Below are 15,623 nucleotides of genomic sequence, written 5' to 3'. Positions count from 1 at the left end.
CGTTTCGCCGTGCGGGCTCAGGCGCCGCGGTACTCGCGGGCCGGCGAGCCCGTGTACAGCTGCTGCGGGCGGCCGATCTTGTTGCGCGGGTCGAGGTTCTGCTCGCGCCAGTGCGCCAGCCAGCCGGGCAGGCGGCCGATGGCGAACAGCACTGTGAACACCCGCGTGGGGAATCCCATCGCCTTGTAGATCACGCCCGTGTAGAAGTCGACGTTCGGGTAGAGGCGACGCTCCTTGAAGTAGTCGTCCTCCAGCGCGATCTCCTCGAGCTCCTTGGCGAGATCGAGCAGCGGGTCGTGCACGCCGAGGGCGGCGAGCACCTCGTCGGCCGACTCCTTGACGAGCTTGGCGCGCGGGTCGTAGTTCTTGTAGACGCGGTGCCCGAAGCCCATGAGCTTCACGCCGTCTTCCTTGTTCTTGACCTTCTCGACGAAGCGCTTCACGCCCTGACCCGAGTCGCGGATCTGCGCGAGCATGTTGAGCACGGCCTCGTTCGCGCCGCCGTGCAGCGGGCCCGAGAGCGCCTGGATGCCGGCCGCGATCGAGGCGAACTGGTCGGCGCCGGTCGAGCCGACCAGGCGCACGGTCGAGGTCGAGGCGTTCTGCTCGTGGTCCTCGTGCAGGATGAGCAGGCGCTCGAGCGCCTTCGCCATGACGGGGTCGATCTCGTACGGCTCGGCCATGTTGCCGAAGTTGAGCCGGAGGAAGTTCTCGACGTAGCTGAGCTTGTTGTCGGGGTACAGGAACGCCTGGCCGATCGACTTCTTGTGCGCGTAGGCGGCGATCACCGGGAGCTTGGCGAGCAGGCGGATGTTCGTGAGGTCCACGTGCTCGGGGTTGTCCGGGTCGGAGTCGTTCTCGTAGTACGTCGACAGCGCGGCCACGGCCGACGACAGCACGGCCATCGGGTGCGCACCGGCCGGCATCGCGGTGAAGAAGTTCTTCAGGTCCTCGTGCAGGAGGGTGTGGTGGCGGATCTTGTCGTCGAACTCGCCGAGCTGATCGGCGGTGGGCAGCTCGCCGTAGATGAGCAGCCAGGCGATCTCAAGGAAGCTGGCGTTGCCCTTGACGAGCTGCTCGATCGGGTAGCCGCGGTAGCGCAGGATGCCCTGGTCGCCGTCGATGTAGGTGATGTCCGACATCGTCGACGCGGTGTTCACGAACCCGTAGTCCAGGGCGGTGAAGCCGGTCTGCTTCGTGAAGGTCGAGACGTCGATCGCGGACTTGCCGTCGGTGGCCTGAAGTACGGGGAACTCGGCGGTCTTGTCGCCGACGGTCAGAACGGCCTTCTCGGGCAGGCTTCCTGCGTCGCTCACGGCGCCTCCTTGCGAATCGGGATGGTGATTCTCGCCCGACGTGTCATCGGGCAGGCCGAACGAAGCTGGTCCGCACGCGGCCGTCGTCAAGCCTATCCGCAGTTTCAGGCCCCCGATGACCGCAGCCGGCCCGCGGCCTCGGCGATGCGGTCGTCGGTCGCCGTGAGCGAGAAGCGCACGTGCTGCGGGAAGTGGGGCCCGTAGAACACACCGGGCCCGGCAAGGATGCCGAGGTCGGCCAGGCGGTCCATCGACTCCCACGCGTCGCGGCCCTCGGTGGCCCACAGGTACAGGCCGGCCTCGCTGCGGTCGATGCGGAAGCCGGCGGCCTCGAGCGCGGGCTTGAGCACCTCGCGGCGCGCGCGGTAGCGCTCGCGCTGCTCGGCGACGTGCGCGTCGTCGGCCAGGGCCACCGCCATCGCGTGCTGCACCGGGGCCGGCAGCATGAGCCCGAGGTGCTTGCGGTTCTTGAGCAGCTCGCCCACCACGGTGGCGCAGCCGGCGACGAACGCCGCGCGGTAGCCGGCGAGGTTCGACTGCTTGCTCAGCGAGTACACGCTCAGCAGGTTGGACCGGCGCCCGCCGGTCACGCGCGGGTCGAGCACGCTGGGCACGGGACCGTCGGCCCACTCACCCTCCCAGCCGAGTTCCGCGTAGCACTCGTCGCTGGCGAGCACGGCGCCGAGCTCGCGCGCCCGCGTCACCGCGCGGCGCAGCTCGTCGACGCCCCACACCCGGCCGTCGGGGTTGCCCGGGGTGTTGATCCAGACCAGCCGCGTGCCCTCGGGCCACTCGTCCGGGTCGTCGGCGGCCACGGGAGTGGCGCCGGCGACGACCGCACCGACCTCGTACGTGGGGTACGCGGCGCGCGGGTGCACCACGACGTCGCCCGCGCCGAGGCCCAGCAGCGTCGGCAGCAGGGCGACGAGTTCCTTGGACCCGATCGTCGGCAGCACGTTGCGCGGCTCCAGATCGGGCACGCCGCGGCGCCGGGCGTACCAGCCGACGATCGCCTCGCGCAGCTCGGGGCTGCCGACGGTGGCGGGGTACGCGTGCGCATCGGTGGCCGCGACCAGCGCATCGCGCACGATCTGCGGCGTGGGGTCGACCGGCGACCCGATCGACAGGTCGCAGAGGCCACCCGGGTGAGCCGCGGCGCGCTCCTTCAGCGGGGCGACGGCGTCCCAGGGGTAGTCGTCGAGCTCGCGAATGCCCATGGCCGGCTCAGTGGCCGGCGGACTGCGGCGGCAGCGCGGCGATGATCGGGTGGTCCTTGGGGATCACGCCCACCTTGGCGGCGCCGCCCGGCGAGCCGATCTCGTCGAAGAACTCGACGTTGGCCTTGTAGTAGTCCTGCCACTCGTCGGGCAGGTCGTCCTCGTAGTAGATCGCCTCGACGGGGCACACCGGCTCGCAGGCGCCGCAGTCGACGCACTCGTCCGGGTGGATGTAGAGGCTGCGCTCGCCCTCGTAGATGCAGTCGACCGGACACTCATCGATGCAGGCGCGGTCCTTGACGTCCACGCAGGGAAGGGCGATCACGTAAGTCACCCGACGATTCTACGCGTCGGGAGCCGTGCGCTCCCCCGATGTCGACCGCACGCCGCGCAGGTCGGGCCACGCCACGACGAGCAGCACCACGATCGCGACGGTCCACGACCAGATGATCCCCAGCGGCGGCTGCCCCTCCGCCGCGGCCGGGACGACGACCGATCCGCCCGGCCCCTGGCCGGAGAACGCGAGCAGCGCGGCGAGCATGCCCAGGCCCGTGGCCAGCACGGTCGCGCGGTCGTCGCCGAGGATCCGGACGGCGACGAGCAGCGCGAGGCTGCCGACGGCGGCGATCAGCATCCCGACCGGCAGGACGACGCCCCCGACGCCGAGCGGGATCACCGCGGCCGAGTGCATGACGGTGCCGGCAATGCCGAACACGGCGCCGGCGAGGAGCGCGCCCAGCCAGGTGGCGACACGGATCGGCCAGTCGGAACGCATGGTCTCAGGGTACGCGGCGGCCGCTGTCAGGCCGCCCAGCCCAGCGCCCGCAGCGCGGCGGCGGTGAGGGCGGCGGCCACGACCACGACGAGGAACGAGGCGCCCCGCCACAGCAGCAGCGCCGCGACGGCCACCGCCGGCAACCGCGCGTCGACGCGCACCGCCATGCCGTCGCCCAGCGTCTGCACCGCCACAAGCGCGGCGAGCAGCGCGACGGTGAGCAGATCGGTGATGCGCGCGGGGCGCGGGCGCTCGAGCCATTCCTCGGGCACCAGGTAGCCGGCGAGCTTGAGCGCGGCCACGGCGATGCCGGCCAGCAGGATCGCGGTCCACAGGTTCATGCGGGGCCCCCGCCCGACGCGGCGCGGCGCCCGAGCCAGTTCGTCCAGCCGACGACGATCGCGACGACCGCCGCGAGCAGGACAGGAAGCCCCGGCATCAGGACGGGCGTCGTCGCGGCGGCGATCACGGCGGCGGCCGCGCCGACCGCGACGGCCTGGCGGGAGCGCAGGCGCGGCCACAGCAGCGCGAGGAAGGCCGCGGCCGCCGCCGCGTCCAGCCCATAGGCCCGCACATCGCCGAGCACGTCGCCCAACAGGGCGCCGGCGAGGGTGGTGGCATTCCACCCCACGAAGATCGCCACGCCCGTCACCCAGAACCCGACGCGGCGCGCCCCGGGCTCGCGTTGCGCGAGTGCGACGGCCGTGGACTCGTCGATCGTGAACTGGGCGGCGCCGAGCCGGCGGGGCCAGGTGCCGCCGACGACGGCGTTCATGCGGGCCGCGTAGGCCGCGTTGCGCACGCCGAGCAGCGCGGCCGAGGCGATGGCCGCCGGTCCGCCGCCACCCGAGGCGATCACGCCGACGAACGCGAACTGTGAGCCGCCCGAGAACATCAGCAGGCTGAGCACGCACGTCTGCCAGATGTCGAGCCCGGAGGCGGTCGCCAGGGCGCCGAACGAGATGCCGTAGGCGCTCGTCGGCAGCGCCACGGCCAGCCCGTCGCGGAACGCGCTGCGGCGCTCGTCGGACGGGGCGGTGCTCACCGGATCGAGCCTACTGGAGCCCGACCCGGCGCTGCGCTCACGACGGCTCGAGCGAGCGCAGCGGACTCGAGAGCACCGGGCTTCAACCCCTCGGTCTCGACTCCGCGGCTGCGCCGCTCCGCTCGGCCCCGTCGTCCCTCCACACGTCGCATTCGCGACGCGCGGAGCCTCCGGCTCCAGGGGCCCGGTCTCCGCTCCGGCGCTCCGCGCCTCCGGTCGACGAGCCCGTGGGGCTCAGCGGATCACGAGCCGTCACCACCCGGGCTCGTCGAGCGACCGAAGGGAGCCGAGACGGCTCGAGCGGAGCGAAGCGGAGTCGAGAGCACCGGGCTTCAACCCTCGGTCTCGACTCCGCGGCTGCGCCGCTCCGCTCGACCCGTCTCCGCTCCGCGCTTCGCGCTCCGGTCGACGAGCCCGTGGGGCGCAACCCCCCGGGCTCGTCGACCCCCGGGTCAGGCGTTGGCGTCCTGGCGCTTGCGGCGCGAGGCCTCGCGGCCGCGGATCGTGGCGTCGAGGATCACCTTGCGGATGCGCACGGCCTCCGGCGTCACCTCGACGCACTCGTCCTCGGCGGCGAACTCCAGCGACTCCTCGAGCGAGAGGATGCGCGGCGGGGTCATCGACTCGAACGTGTCGGCCGTGGAGGAGCGCATGTTGGTGAGCTTCTTCTCCTTGGTGATGTTCACGTCCATGTCGTCGGCGCGCGAGTTCTCGCCCACGACCATGCCCTCGTAGACCTCGTCGGTCGGGTTCACGAAGAACGACATGCGCTCCTGCAGCGCGATCATCGCGAACGGGGTGGCGACACCCGCGCGGTCGGCGACGATCGATCCGTTCTGGCGCGACACGATCTGACCGGCCCAGTCGTCGTAGCCGTGCGAGATCGCGTTGGCGATGCCGGTGCCGCGCGTGATCGAGAGGAACTGCGTGCGGAAGCCGATGAGGCCGCGCGACGGCACGATGAACTCCATGCGGATCCAGCCGGTGCCGTTGTTGATCATGTTGTCCATGCGGCCCTTGCGCGCCGCCATGAGCTGCGTGACGGCGCCGAGGTGCTCCTCGGGCACGTCGATCGTGAGGTGCTCGTACGGCTCCTGGACCTTGCCGTCCGGGCCCTTGCGGGTGACGACCTGGGGCTTGCCGACGGTGAGCTCGAAGCCCTCGCGGCGCATGTTCTCGACGAGGATCGCGAGCTGCAGCTCGCCACGGCCCTGCACCTCCCACGCGTCGGGGCGGCCGATGTCCTTCACGCGGATGGACACGTTTCCGATGAGCTCGCGGTCGAGGCGGTCCTTGACCATGCGGGCGGTGAGCTTGTGCCCCTTGACCTTGCCGACCAGCGGCGAGGTGTTCGTGCCGATCGTCATCGAGATCGACGGCTCGTCGACGGTGATCTGCGGCAGCGGACGGATGTCCTCGGGGTCGGCGATCGTCTCGCCGATCATGATGTCCTCGAAGCCCGCGATCACGGCGATGTCGCCGGGGCCGGCCTTCTCGGCCGGGTAGCGGTCGAGCGCCTTCGTCATGAGCAGCTCGGTGATGCGCGCACTCTGCGTGGTGCCGTCCTGGCGCACCCAGGCCACGGTCTGGCCCTTCTTCAGCTCGCCGTTGAAGATGCGCAGCAGCGCGAGGCGGCCGAGGAACGCGCTCGAGTCGAGGTTGGTCACCCACGCCTGCAGCGGGGCCTCGTCGTCGTACTCGGGGGCCGGGACGTGCTCGAGGATCGCCTCGAACAGCGGCTCGAGGTCGTCGTTGTCGGGGAGCGACCCGTCGGCGGGGCGGTTGCGCGAGGCGGCTCCGGCACGGCCGGACGCGTAGACGACCGGCACCTCGAGCAGCGCGTCGACGTCCAGGTCGGGCACCGTGTCCACGAGGTCGCTGGCGAGACCGAGCAGCAGGTCCTGGGCCTCGCCCTCGACCTCGGCGATGCGCGCGTCGGGGCGGTCGGTCTTGTTCACGAGCAGGATGACGGGCAGCTTCGCCTCGAGCGCCTTGCGGAGCACGAAGCGGGTCTGCGGCAGCGGGCCTTCGGAGGCGTCGACGAGCAGCACGACGCCGTCGACCATCGACAGGCCGCGCTCGACCTCGCCGCCGAAGTCGGCGTGACCGGGGGTGTCGATCACGTTGATCGTGATCGGGGTGTCGGTGTGCTTGCCGTTGTACGTGATCGCCGTGTTCTTGGCGAGGATCGTGATGCCCTTCTCACGCTCGAGGTCGTTCGAGTCCATCGCGCGCTCTTCGAGGTGCTCGTGGGAGCCGAACGAGCCGGTCTGACGCAGCATGGCATCGACGAGCGTCGTCTTGCCGTGGTCGACGTGCGCGACGATCGCGACGTTGCGGAGGTCCGGACGGAGGGCGCGCGCCATGAAGGGATCCTTGCTATGTACGGGATGGACCCCGGAGTCGGGGCAGTCCATCCTATCGCGGTCCGCCTGAGCGGGTCCCGCACCCCCCGCCGAGCCGGCTCAGGACGTGACGGCGACGGCGATCGCGGCCCACGCCGCGATCACGACGAGGCCCACCACGCCGAGGAGATCCCACGAGCGGGTGACGCGGTCGTCGGACGGGTCGGCGTCGGCGTTGAGCTTCATCTCGCGCAGGATCTCGGCCTCGACGTCGGCCGGCTGATCGCGCGTGCGGCCGCGGGGGCGGCGGGCGGGCACGCCCCACGCCTGGATGCTCTTGCCGCCGGCCGCGGCGGTGAGGCGCACCTCGAGCTGCCAGCGCATGACGATGTCGTCGATTGCGCCCCACGGCACGCGCGTGATGCGCAGGATGTTGTGGATCGTCACGCCGCGCTCGTCGGCCAGCACGTGCGGCGCGTAGACGAACACGTAGACGAACCACACCAGGGCGAGCGGCCACGGGGCGATGAGCACCGCCTGCAGCCACCCGCCCCGGACGATCGCGTCGATGAGCAGGCCGACCACGAGCACGGCGGTGAGCGACAGCCAGACCCGGCCCGAGGCGGGCCGGATCCGACGCGTCAGCTCGTCGCCGGGCTCGTAGTCTGCGCCTGCTCCCGACACGATCAGCGACCTCCGACCGACAGCGACGCGCCGGGGATGGCCTCGAGCAGGCGGCGGGTGTAGTCCTGCTGCGGGTTCGCGAAGATCTCGTCCACGGTCCCCTGCTCCACGACCTTGCCGCGCTCCATGACGCACACCATGTCGGCGGCGACGCGCACCACGGCCAGGTCGTGCGTGATGAACAGGTAAGTCAGCCCCAGCTCGGCCTGGAGGTCGGCGAGCAGCGTGAGGATCTGATCCTGCACGAGCACGTCGAGGGCCGAGACCGCCTCGTCGAGCACGACGATGTCGGGCTTGAGCGCGAGCGCGCGGGCGATCGCCACGCGCTGGCGCTGGCCGCCCGAGAGCTCGTTCGGGTAGCGGAACGCCAGCTCGCGCGGCAGCGCCACCTGGTCGAGCAGCTCGAGCACGCGGGCACGCTGCGACGCGGAGTCGCCGACGCCGTGCACCTTGAGCGGCTCCGCGATGAGCGTGCCGATCGAGCGCAGCGGATCGAGCGAGCCGTACGGATCCTGGAACACCGGCTGCATGCGCCGGCGCAGGCCGAGCACGTCGCGACGGCGCAGCGTCGACGTGCTCACGCCGTCGATCAGCACGTCACCGCTCGTGGGCTCCTCGAGCTGCAGCACCATCTTCGCCACGGTCGACTTGCCCGAGCCCGACTCCCCTACCAGCGCGAGCGTCTTGCCGCGCGGGATCTGGAACGACACCCCGTCGACGGCGCGGAACGCCTCGCTCGAGAAGCCGCCCTTGCGGATCCGGTACTCCTTGACGAGGTCGCGCACCTCGACGACCGGCGCCGCCTGCGCGAGCAGCTCGGTCTCGGTCGTCACGTGCTCCACGCTCGCCTGGATGCGCTGCGAGGCCAGGCTCGGCGCGGCGGCGACGAGGCGCTGGGTGTACGGGTGCTGGGGGAACTCCAGGATCTCGCGGCTGGGCCCCGACTCGACGATCTCGCCCTGGTTCATCACGATGATGCGGTCGGCGCGCTCGGCGGCCAGCCCCAGGTCGTGCGTGATGAGGAGCACCGAGGTGCCCTTCTCGCGCGTGAGCGAGGCGAGGTGATCGAGGATCACGCGCTGCACCGTCACGTCGAGCGCGCTGGTCGGCTCATCCGCGATGAGCAGCTTCGGGTCGGCCGCGAGACCGATGCCGATCAGCGCGCGCTGGCGCATGCCGCCCGAGAACTGGTGCGGGAACTGGTGCAGACGCCGCTCGGCGTCGGCCAGCCCCGCCTGCTGCAGCACCTCGATCGCGCGGCGCTCGACCTCCTTGCGGCCGGTGGCGAGCCCGTTCGCACGGATCGCCTCCTTCACCTGGAAGCCGATCGACCACACCGGGTTGAGGTTCGACATCGGGTCCTGCGGCACGTAGCCGATCTCGCGGCCGCGCAGGCGCTCCATGTCGCGGCGGCTGGCCTTGGTGAGATCGCGCCCCTCGAGCGTGATGGTGCCGCCGGTGATGGCGCCCGTGCCCGGGAGCAGGTCGATGATCGCCGAGGCGGTGGTCGACTTGCCCGAGCCGGACTCGCCGACGATCGCGACCGTCTCGCCCGTGTAGACGTCGAGGTCGACGCCGTGCAGCACCTCGCGCTGCTTCTTGCCGGTGCCGAAGGCGACCTTCAGGCCGCGGATCCGCAGCAGTGCATCCGTCATGGGGATTCCTTCACTCATCGCTGTGCCCTCGCCTTCGGGTCGAGCGCGTCGCGCAGCATCTCGCCGAGCGTGATGAACGCGAGCACCGCGATCGTCAGCGCCAGCGACGGCCAGAACAGCGCCATCGGTGCGGTGCGAAGCGTCGCCTGCGCCTGGCTGATGTCGGCGCCCCACGAGACGGTGTTGCCGCCCAGGCCCACGCCCAGGAACGACAGCGTGGACTCCGCCACGATCGCGTGGCCCAGGCTGATCGTCGCCACGACGATGACCGGGGCCATCGCGTTGGGCAGCACGTGCACGAGCATCGTCTTGAAGCGCGAGAGCCCCAGGGCGATCGAGGCCATCACGTAGTCGGACTGCTTCACGCGCAGCACCTCGGCGCGCACGATGCGCGCGGTCGACGCCCACGAGAACCCGCCGATCGCGAACGCGAGCGTCAGCTCCGTCCGAGAGCTGGAGAGCACCGTCATCACCACGATCGCCGCGACGATGTAGGGGATCGTGAAGAAGATGTCGCCGATGCGCGAGAGCAGCGAGTCGAGCCAGCCGCCGTAGAAGCCGGCCAGGGCGCCCATGATCACGCCGATCACGGTGCCGATGAGCGTCGCCAGCAGGCCGACGACCATCGACGTGCGGGTGCCCCACACCAGGCGCGACCAGATGTCGCAGCCCTGGCGGTTGAAGCCGAGCGGGTGACCCGCCTCGGGGCCGGCGTTGCTGACGGCGAGCTGGCACGCGCCGCCCGAGGGCAGCACCTGGGTGAACAGGCCGGGGGCGATCGCCATGATGATCACGATCAGCGCGAACACCATCGAGATCCAGAACAGCGGGCGGCGGCGGACGTCGCGCCACGCGTCGAGCCACAGGTTGCTCTTGCGGTTGCTCAGCTGGACCTGATCGACCTGGACCTGCGCCTCCTTCACGGGCGCCACGAAATGCGTACTACTTGACATAGCGGATCCTCGGGTCGAGCAGACCATAGAGCAGGTCGACGAGCAGGTTGATGAGCACGTACACGACGACGAAGATCGTCACGAACGACACCACGGTGGGTGTCTCGTGCTTGATGATCGCCGTGTACAGCTGGTTGCCGACGCCGGGCACGTTGAAGATGCCCTCCGTCACGGTCGCGCCGACCATGAGGACGCCGAACTGCGAGGCCGTGTCGGTGACCATCGGGATCATCGAGTTGCGCAGCACGTGCACGGGGATGATGCGCGAACGCGACAGCCCCTTGCCGTACGCGGTGCGCACCCAGTCCTGCTGCAGCGTCTCGATCGTCGACGCGCGCGTGAGGCGCATCATCGTGGCGTAGATGCTGAAGGCCAGCACGATCGCGGGCAGCCACAGGCCACCCCAGTCGTTGTCGGCGCCGACCGTCGGCTTGAACCAGCCGAGCTGCACGCCGAGGAAGAACTGCGCGGCGAACGCGACCACGAACACCGGCACCGCCACGAACAGCAGCGCGACGATGAGCATGAGGTGGTCGTAGATCGTGCCCTTGAGCAGCGCCGAGGTCACGCCGATCACGATCGCGAGGACGAACGCGAGCGCCACGGCCATGATCGCCAGGCGCAGGGTGACGGGGAACGTGCGGGCGAGCGTCTCGATCACCGGCTGGCCGTTGAAGCCCACGCCGAAGTCGAGGCGCAGGATGCCGCCGAGGTAGTTGAGGTACTGGACGATGAACGGCTGGTCGAGCAGGTAGCGCGCGCGGATCTGCTCCAGCAGCTGCGGCGGCGGCTGCTTGTCGCCGAACAGCGCGGCGATCGGGTCGCCGGGCATGGCGAAGACCATGAAGTAGATCAGCAGCGTGGCCCCGAGAAAGACGGGGATCACCTGCAGGATGCGTCTGAGGATGTAAGTGGCCACCCTCGTGCCTCCCTTCTGGGGATGACGAGGTCACACGACACGGAAGAAAACCCTGGCCCGCGGGCGGGGCGAGGAGCACAGCAGAAAGCGGGTCCTTCGGGGGACCCGCTCGGCCATCCTCCGCTCCCGAAACTGGGAGAACGGTGTGCCGGGCGACATGGTGCGAGGCGGTGGCGTGTACGCCACCGCCTCGCAGCGGATCATCTCAGGCTCGATCAGCCCTTGGTGATGTTGTAGTGCAGCGGCACCGAGTTCCAGCCGAACTCGACGTTGTCGACGGTGTCGGCCCAGCCGCCCGTGACGTTCGAGTACCACAGCGGGGTGGCGGGCAGATCCTGGAGCAGGATCTCCTGCGCCTGCTGGAACAGCTCGTTGGCCTCGGCGGGGTCGGCCGAGCTGATGCCCTGCGACAGCAGGTCGTCGAACTCGGGGTTCGAGTAGTCACCGTCGTTCGAGCCGGCGTTGGTCGCGTAGAGCGGGCCGAGGAAGTTGTACAGACCCGGGTAGTCGGCCTGCCAGCCGGTGCGGAACGCGGTCGTGATGGTGCGGTTCGTGACCTGCTCACGCAGACCGGCGAAGTCCGGGTACGGGGCGCCCGAGGCGTCGATGCCGAGCGTGCCGGCGATCGAGTTGGTCACCGCGTCGACCCAGCCCTGGTGGCCGCCGTCGGAGTTGTACGCGATCTGGAACGAGCCCTCCCACGGGCTGATGGCGTCGGCCTCGGCCCACAGCTCCTGCGCGCGCTCCGGGTTGTACTCCAGGACCTCGGCGCCCTCGAGCTCCTCGCTCCAGCCGTCGATCACGGGCGACGTGAAGTCGCTGGCCGGGGTGCGGGTGCCCTGGAAGATCACCTCGGTGATCTCCTTGCGGTTGATCGCCATCGAGATCGCCTGACGGCGCAGGACGCCCTCCTCTCCCTCGAAGTGCGGGAGGTACTCGGGGATCGTGAACGACTGGAAGATCGCGGCGGGCTGGTTGACCCAGTTGTCGCCGAGCTCGTCCTGGTACGTCTCGAGCGCGGCCTCGGGGATCTGGTCGAGCACGTCGAGCTCACCCGAGAGCAGGTCGGCGTACGCGGCATCCTGCGAGGCGTAGAAGCGGATGTCGAGGCCGTCGTTCTGCGGCTCGCGCGGGCCCTCGTAGTCCTCGTTCACGACGAGCGAGATGCCCTCGTCGTGGACCCAGGCGTCCTCGCTGGCCAGCTTGTACGGGCCGTTGCCGATCGGCGACTCGCCGAAGGCCTCCATGTCCTCGAACGCGACGTCCGGGAGCGGGTAGAAGGCCGAGTAGCCGAGGCGCTGCGCGAAGTCGGTGGCCGGCTTGTTCAGCGTGATCGTGAACGTGTAGTCGTCGACCTGCTGCAGGCCCGAGAGTTCCTCGACGTTCTCGTCCCAGCTGAAGCCCTCGATGTCCTCGAAGAAGTAGCTCGAGAGCTGCTGGTTGTCGAGCGCGGCACCGTAGTTCCACGCCTTGATGAAGTTGTCGGCCGTGACCTCTTCACCGTCGGTGAAGGTCAGGCCCTCCTTGATCTTGACGGTGAGCTGCGTGGGCGAGTCGACCGTGATCGACTCGGCCACCTCGTTCTCGACCGAGCCGTCGGCGTTGTACGAGATCAGACCCGAGAAGATGCTGTCCAGGATCTTGCCGCCGCCGACCTCGTTGGTGTTGGTCGGGATCAGCGGGTTCTGCGGCTCCGTGCCGTTGGTGGTGACGATCGCGTCGCCGGCGCCGTTGCCGCCGTCGCTGCTGCCACCGTCGCCGCTCGCGCAACCGGCGAGCAGGATGCCGCCGAGGCCGAGCAGCGCGACGCCCGAAAGGGCGACCTTGTTGCGCTTCATTGGGTTTCCTCCAGGGAAGGGACTATGCCTGCCCACTCGGGTGCAGGCGATAGCGACGACGATAAGCACGGTGCGACGATTGCACCAACTCGCATCGCGAACTGTTACATCGCCGTAACGCGGTCCCTTCGGCCATGGGCAATCTGCTCACGGCCCTCGCGTGTGGCACGCTGGCGGGGTGGTGCGCGCGCGGCTGTGGTGGGAGATCGGCATCGTTCTGGCGCTCTCGCTCGGCCAGTCCGCCGTGTACTCGGTGCTCTCGCTGATCCGCGCACTGACCCGCCCCGCACCCCTGTCGGACCAGTCGACCGCGCTCAACCCGGCGCGCGCCGACGATGCCGTGTGGGACGCGATCTACCGGGTGCTCGACGTGGCGTTCGACCTCGCGCTCGTGGCGCTCGCGGTGTACCTGCTGTGGGAGCCGGGCCGCAACGCGCTGCGGCGGATCGGTCTGGACCTCTCGCGCGTCGGGCGCGACGCAGGCCTCGCGCTCGGGCTCGTGGCGGCGATCGGCATCCCGGGCCTGGCCCTGTACGCGGCGTCGCGGCTGCTGGGGCTCACGGTGCAGGTGCAGGCGTCCGAGCTCGACGCCGCGTGGTGGACGATCCCGCTGCTGCTGCTCTCGGCCGCGCGCGCCGGCCTGCTCGAGGAGGTGATCCTCAACGGCTACCTCGGCGAGCGCCTGCGCGAGCTGGGATGGCGGCCGTGGACCACGATCCTCGCGATCGCCCTGCTCCGCGGCGCGTACCACGCGTACCAGGGCCCGGCGATGGCGCTCGGCAACGCGGTGATGGGCGCCGCCTTCGCCTGGTGCTACCTGCGGTGGCGCCGCGTCATGCCCCTCGTGATCGCCCACACCCTGCTCGACACGATCGCGTTCGTCGGCTACCCCCTCGCGGCCCCGTACCTGCCGTAGGGGGTTGGGCCGCAAGTCTGTGCAGAGTCCGGCTGTCCGCCCATGCGGAACTGGCAGAGACTTGCGGACTTGCGGCATCACGGCTCGTCCACACGCCCATGAGGGAAGGGATCGATCCACAGTTCGGCCGGCGGGCGAGGAGTTCGTCGGGGTGCGTGCGACCGTCGATTCATGCTGGCTTCGACGATCCACTCTCCCGGCGCCGCGCTCTGTCCGAGTCCCGTACCGCTCCTGAGACGGGCCGATGATCGTTCACTGCGGCGCGAGATCGAGGCGCGAGCGCTTCACCGAGTGCGCGCCGGCGTGTATGCGCCTGCTGAGGACTGGGCGCGTCTTCCGCCCTGGCACAAGTACCTCGCCCGCATTCACGCGCTTGCGCTGAAGCGGCCGAGTGCGATCTTCACTCATGAATCGGCGGCAGCGCTGCTTGGTCTCCCCGTGCTCGGCGACCTCCGCACCCTCCACGTCCTGGTTGCCCGTAAGGGGGACGCCCGTCGAGTCGGCGACGTCCAAGGCCATTACGCGCTCGAGGAACCTCCGCTCATCACCAGCCTCGGAGTCTGCGCAACAACGGCACTTGCCACCGTTGTCGACCTCGCTCGCAATCGTCATCCCGCTTATGCGCTCGCGGCGGCTGATGCGCTTCTCCACTCGGGTGCGGCCTCGCGGGAACACTTGCTCATCGCGAACGAGTCGCGTCAAAGCGGCCGGGGGCGGGCCACAGCAGCCTGGCCGCTCGAGCGCGCCACAGCGGACGCCGAGTCCGTCCTCGAGTCTGTGAGCCGCGCCGCGATCGAGTGGTTGGGATTTCCAGCGCCTCAGCTGCAATCGCGCTTCGTGATCGATGGCGCCGAATACCGCACGGACTTCAGCTGGCCCGACCAACAAGTCATCGGCGAAGCCGACGGCGACATGAAGTACGCGATCGGCGACGCGGCAGACGCCGTGATGCGCGAGAAGAAGCGGGAGGACGCACTGCGCCGGGTGATGCGGGGATTCGCACGATGGGGATGGAACGACCTGCGGACACCCGACCGCCTGCGGCTCATGCTCGAAGCCGCGGGTCTGACGGCACCCCGACCTCGCCGCACTGCGCAGCTACACGCTCTCTCGCTACTGCTGAACCACTAAGTCCGCAATTCTGTGCCAAGTCCGCGCCGACGGTCATGCGGACCTAGCACAGACTTGCGGAATTGGAACCCGCCGCGCGCCCGGGCGCTCAGCCGCGGTAGGCGAGGCGGGACTCGAGGCCGCGCTTCACCTGGGGCCACTCGGTGGCGAGGATCGAGTACACCACGGTGTCGCGCCACTGGCCGTCGGGCATGCGGGTGTGGCTGCGCAGCACGCCGTCGAGCTTGGCGCCGAGCCGCTCGATCGCCGCGCGCGACTGGTGGTTGTGCCAGTTCGTGCGGATCTCCACGCGCACGCACCCGAGGGCCTCGAACGCGCGCGTGAGCAGCAGCAGCTTCGCCGCGGGGTTGATGCCGGCGCCCTGCGCGTCGCGGCGCAGCCACGTGTAGCCGATCTCGACGCGCAGGTCGTCGGGGGCGATGCTGCAGATCGAGGTCATCCCGACGGCGCGGCCGGTGGCGGGGTCGACGATCGCCCAGGGAGCCATCTCGCCCATCGCCTGGCGCGCCAGCCGGCGCTCGATCTCGGCCGGCACCTCGTCGGGCGCGGGGATGCGGGTGTACCAGGCCCGCCGCCAGAGATCCTCGAACGCGACCGCGTCGGCCAGGTCGGCGGCGTGATCGGTGCGTAGCGGCTCCAGCCGCACGCGCTCGTTCTGCAGGACGGGAGTGTCGACGAAGCTCACCGCTCGAGCCTACGACCCGGGCGGTTCGCGCGTCGGTCCTCGGGGAGCCCGTGGCGGGCACATCCCGGACGCCGGACGGATCGCTCCAGCGAGCCGAGCCCCGACGCGAGCGGCGCGAGGCGTCCCGGCCGCGACCGCATGGCT

15 protein-coding genes are annotated in these 15,623 nt (G+C 70.2%); 2 read left to right on the top strand and 13 right to left on the bottom strand.

The window, feature by feature from the left end:
* Window positions 1-17 precede the first annotated feature (17 nt).
* From E3O41_RS05590 to E3O41_RS05535, 12 genes are all read right to left on the bottom strand, one after another.
* Window positions 18-1,316: a citrate synthase gene (locus tag E3O41_RS05590; protein WP_135012140.1), complete on the bottom strand. Its 1,299-nt coding sequence runs from the start codon at window positions 1,314-1,316 to the stop codon at window positions 18-20.
* A 104-nt stretch (window positions 1,317-1,420) separates the two neighbouring features.
* On the bottom strand, window positions 1,421-2,533 hold the full coding sequence (dapC, locus tag E3O41_RS05585; RefSeq protein WP_135012138.1) for a succinyldiaminopimelate transaminase: 1,113 nt from the start codon (window positions 2,531-2,533) through the stop codon (window positions 1,421-1,423).
* 7 nt (window positions 2,534-2,540) lie between these two features.
* On the bottom strand, window positions 2,541-2,867 hold the full coding sequence (gene fdxA, locus E3O41_RS05580) for a ferredoxin (protein WP_067022688.1): 327 nt from the start codon (window positions 2,865-2,867) through the stop codon (window positions 2,541-2,543).
* Window positions 2,868-2,876: 9 nt separating this feature from the next.
* A complete protein-coding gene (locus E3O41_RS05575) occupies window positions 2,877-3,308 on the bottom strand; it encodes a hypothetical protein (protein ID WP_067022684.1) in 432 nt (143 codons plus the stop codon).
* A gap of 26 nt (window positions 3,309-3,334) precedes the next feature.
* Window positions 3,335-3,649 (bottom strand): AzlD domain-containing protein, encoded by a 315-nt coding sequence (locus E3O41_RS05570; RefSeq protein WP_067022681.1) that lies wholly within the window; start codon window positions 3,647-3,649, stop codon window positions 3,335-3,337.
* Window positions 3,646-4,353, bottom strand: a complete 708-nt coding sequence (locus E3O41_RS05565; RefSeq protein WP_067022679.1) for an AzlC family ABC transporter permease — start codon at window positions 4,351-4,353, stop codon at window positions 3,646-3,648. The genes E3O41_RS05570 and E3O41_RS05565 overlap by 4 nt, the downstream gene beginning before the upstream one ends.
* Window positions 4,354-4,805: 452 nt before the next feature.
* The gene (gene typA, locus E3O41_RS05560) at window positions 4,806-6,719 is read right to left on the bottom strand and encodes a translational GTPase TypA (protein WP_067022676.1); all 1,914 of its coding nucleotides are present in this window, start codon (window positions 6,717-6,719) and stop codon (window positions 4,806-4,808) included.
* Between the two features lie 99 nt (window positions 6,720-6,818).
* Window positions 6,819-7,382 (bottom strand): PH domain-containing protein, encoded by a 564-nt coding sequence (locus tag E3O41_RS05555; protein ID WP_067022673.1) that lies wholly within the window; start codon window positions 7,380-7,382, stop codon window positions 6,819-6,821.
* Between the two features lie 2 nt (window positions 7,383-7,384).
* On the bottom strand, window positions 7,385-9,037 hold the full coding sequence (locus tag E3O41_RS05550; RefSeq protein ID WP_067022670.1) for an ABC transporter ATP-binding protein: 1,653 nt from the start codon (window positions 9,035-9,037) through the stop codon (window positions 7,385-7,387).
* Window positions 9,038-9,051: 14 nt separating this feature from the next.
* Entirely contained in the window at window positions 9,052-9,990 is a 939-nt protein-coding gene (locus E3O41_RS05545) for an ABC transporter permease (protein ID WP_135012136.1), read from the bottom strand.
* Window positions 9,980-10,909, bottom strand: coding sequence for an ABC transporter permease (locus tag E3O41_RS05540; protein ID WP_067022665.1), 930 nt, complete (start codon window positions 10,907-10,909; stop codon window positions 9,980-9,982). The genes E3O41_RS05545 and E3O41_RS05540 overlap by 11 nt, the downstream gene beginning before the upstream one ends.
* A 215-nt stretch (window positions 10,910-11,124) precedes the next feature.
* Window positions 11,125-12,747 carry a peptide ABC transporter substrate-binding protein gene (locus E3O41_RS05535; protein ID WP_067022662.1) on the bottom strand — a complete coding sequence of 541 codons (1,623 nt, stop codon included), beginning with the start codon at window positions 12,745-12,747 and terminating at the stop codon, window positions 11,125-11,127.
* Between the two features lie 178 nt (window positions 12,748-12,925).
* On the opposite strand from E3O41_RS05535, the gene E3O41_RS05530 reads away from it, so the two are divergent.
* Together E3O41_RS05530 and E3O41_RS05525 are read left to right on the top strand one after the other, a co-directional pair.
* The gene (locus E3O41_RS05530) at window positions 12,926-13,663 is read left to right on the top strand and encodes a CPBP family intramembrane glutamic endopeptidase (protein ID WP_240482218.1); all 738 of its coding nucleotides are present in this window, start codon (window positions 12,926-12,928) and stop codon (window positions 13,661-13,663) included.
* Between the two features lie 171 nt (window positions 13,664-13,834).
* Window positions 13,835-14,794: a hypothetical protein gene (locus E3O41_RS05525; protein WP_067022656.1), complete on the top strand. Its 960-nt coding sequence runs from the start codon at window positions 13,835-13,837 to the stop codon at window positions 14,792-14,794.
* 88 nt (window positions 14,795-14,882) lie between these two features.
* Here the strand turns inward: E3O41_RS05525 and E3O41_RS05520 are convergent, their stop codons facing one another.
* Window positions 14,883-15,479, bottom strand: a complete 597-nt coding sequence (locus tag E3O41_RS05520) for a GNAT family N-acetyltransferase (protein ID WP_067022653.1) — start codon at window positions 15,477-15,479, stop codon at window positions 14,883-14,885.
* Window positions 15,480-15,623 lie beyond the last annotated feature (144 nt).

The organism is Microbacterium sediminis, assembly GCF_004564075.1.
GTDB classification, from domain to species: Bacteria; Actinomycetota; Actinomycetes; order Actinomycetales; family Microbacteriaceae; genus Microbacterium; species Microbacterium sediminis.
Note: the sequence above shows the minus strand (reverse complement) of the source record. Positions and strands in the feature narration are given on the sequence as shown.

Coding starts and splice junctions, on each gene's coding strand:
- E3O41_RS05575 (WP_067022684.1), bottom strand. CDS start 3,308: ATGCGTTCCGACTGGCCGATCCGTGTCGCCACCTGGCTGGGCGCGCTC.
- E3O41_RS05525 (WP_067022656.1), top strand. CDS start 13,835: ATGCTGGCTTCGACGATCCACTCTCCCGGCGCCGCGCTCTGTCCGAGT.
- E3O41_RS05550 (WP_067022670.1), bottom strand. CDS start 9,037: ATGACGGATGCACTGCTGCGGATCCGCGGCCTGAAGGTCGCCTTCGGC.
- E3O41_RS05545 (WP_135012136.1), bottom strand. CDS start 9,990: ATGTCAAGTAGTACGCATTTCGTGGCGCCCGTGAAGGAGGCGCAGGTC.
- dapC (WP_135012138.1), bottom strand. CDS start 2,533: ATGGGCATTCGCGAGCTCGACGACTACCCCTGGGACGCCGTCGCCCCG.
- E3O41_RS05570 (WP_067022681.1), bottom strand. CDS start 3,649: ATGAACCTGTGGACCGCGATCCTGCTGGCCGGCATCGCCGTGGCCGCG.
- E3O41_RS05535 (WP_067022662.1), bottom strand. CDS start 12,747: ATGAAGCGCAACAAGGTCGCCCTTTCGGGCGTCGCGCTGCTCGGCCTC.
- typA (WP_067022676.1), bottom strand. CDS start 6,719: ATGGCGCGCGCCCTCCGTCCGGACCTCCGCAACGTCGCGATCGTCGCG.